The organism is Kistimonas asteriae (genome assembly GCF_018263925.1).
Classification (GTDB): domain Bacteria; phylum Pseudomonadota; class Gammaproteobacteria; order Pseudomonadales; family Endozoicomonadaceae; genus Kistimonas; species Kistimonas asteriae.
This window is the reverse complement of sequence record NZ_JAEVHF010000027.1, coordinates 25,516-27,609: the sequence shown is the minus strand read 5'-3', so window position 1 is coordinate 27,609 and position 2,094 is coordinate 25,516. Positions and strand designations below refer to the sequence as shown.

Annotated in this window: 1 protein-coding gene; it reads left to right on the top strand. The window is 56.9% G+C overall.

Annotated elements, in window-relative coordinates:
- The first annotated feature begins 127 nt into the window (after positions 1-127).
- Complete coding sequence (gene uup, locus KHS78_RS21115; RefSeq protein ID WP_211830973.1) at positions 128-2,044, top strand: ATP-binding cassette ATPase Uup; 1,917 nt, start codon at positions 128-130, stop codon at positions 2,042-2,044.
- Positions 2,045-2,094 lie beyond the last annotated feature (50 nt).

The following is a 2,094-nucleotide window of genomic DNA, read 5'->3' as shown; positions in this document are numbered from 1 at the left end:
CGATTCCCGGATAAGGGCAGGGCAACGGCCATCGCCGTCCCTGCCTGGTGATGACGCATGGCGTTGACCGCTGCAAATCGTTATCCTTCCCGCATTTTCAGACGCTTGCCAGGATGTGCGCAGTCCCATGACCCTTATACGTTTTGACGATGTTTCCATCGCCTATGGCGATCACCCCCTGCTGGACAAAGCCTGCCTGCAACTGGAACCCGGTGAACGGGTCTGTCTGATCGGCCGTAACGGCGCCGGTAAGTCCACGCTGCTCAAGGCGGCATCCGAAACCATCCAACCGGATGACGGCCATATCTGGCGCAAACCCGGCCTGAAGGTCGGCATGTTGAATCAGGATCTGCCGGTGGCCGACAGCAAGCGAGTTTACGATGTGGTGGCATCCGGTCTGGAAACAGTCGGGCAACTGCTGGCTGACTGGCATGAACTGTCCATGAACATCCAGACTGATGCGGACATGAAGAAGCTTGAGCGGGTACAGAGCCAACTGGAAGCCCGGGATGGCTGGGCGCTGCAGCAGCGTATTGAACAGACCATCCAGAAACTGCAGTTGCCAGCGGACAAAACCATGGGCGAACTTTCCGGCGGCTGGCGTCGCCGGGTGGAGCTGGCCCGGGCGCTGGTCAGCGATCCGGATTTGCTGTTACTGGACGAACCGACCAACCATCTGGATATCATCACCATCGCCTGGCTGGAACAGCAGCTGAAAGATTTCCGGGGTGCGTTACTGTTTATCACCCACGACCGTTCATTCCTCAAGGCGCTGGCAACACGGATCCTGGAGCTGGATCGTGGCCAGCTGACCAGCTGGGACTGCAATTACGAAACCTACCTCGAACGTAAGGCGCACCAGCTGGAAGTGGAAGCTGAACAGAATGCCCTGTTTGATAAAAAGCTGGCTCAGGAAGAGGTCTGGATTCGTCAGGGTATCAAGGCGCGTCGCACGCGTAATGAAGGTCGTGTGAGGGCACTGAAAGCGTTGCGGGAAGAGCGGCTGGAGCGTCGGAACGTACAGGGCAAAGCGACCTTTTCACTGGATGCGGCAGAGCGCTCCGGCAAACTGGTGGTGGAAGCACAGAATATCTCCAAGGGATTTGAAGGCAAGCCCCTGGTGCATGATTTCAGCTTTACCCTGATGCGGGGTGACAAGGTCGGTCTGATCGGCGCGAATGGTGTGGGTAAGACGACACTGTTGAAAATGCTCCTGGGTGACCTTGAGCCTGGCGCGGGTACGATCCGTCACGGCACCAAGATGGAAGTCGCCTACTTTGACCAGATGCGTCAGCAGCTGGATCTGGAAAAGAGCGTAATCGACAACGTGGCGGAAGGCCGGGAGCGGATTACCATCAATGGGGAAAGCCGCCATATTATCAGTTACCTGGAAAGCTTCCTGTTCTCGCCGCAGCGGGCACGAACGCCGGTAAAGGCGCTGTCCGGTGGCGAACGCAACCGTCTGCTGTTGGCTCGATTATTCAGTAAGCCCGCCAACGTACTGGTACTGGACGAACCGACCAATGACCTGGATGTGGAAACCCTGGAACTGCTGGAAAGCATTCTGGTTGATTTCCCCGGTACCGTTCTTCTGGTCAGCCACGACCGGGCGTTCCTGGATAACGTGGTGTCCAGCTCCCTGGTGTTTGAAGGCAATGGCGTGGTGCGCGAGTATGTCGGGGGCTTTGAGGACTGGTTGCGCCAGGGCGGCTCCATGCAGCGACTGGTGGAATCCGGTGAGAAAGTCCTGAAACCAACAGAAACGCAGACTGCCAAAGAGACTGTAGCATCTGCCCAACCGAAATCTGCGTCAGGAAAAAAACTCAGCTATAAGCTGCAGCGTGAGCTGGATGGCCTGCCGGCTGAGATTGAACAGTTGGAAGAAGAGCAGCAGACGCTGGAGAACCTGACGGCAGAAGCCGGCTTCTACCAGAAAGATCAGGATGAAGTATCCCAGGTGCTGCAGCGCCTGACTGACCTGGCCGGCCTGATCGAAGAAAAAATGGACCGCTGGGCGGAGCTGGAAGAGCTGAAAAACGGCTGATATAGACCGATAATCAGAAGGTAAACGCACCGTCTCTTTTGACCTAGTGC

Coding starts and splice junctions, on each gene's coding strand:
- uup (WP_211830973.1), top strand. CDS start 128: ATGACCCTTATACGTTTTGACGATGTTTCCATCGCCTATGGCGATCAC.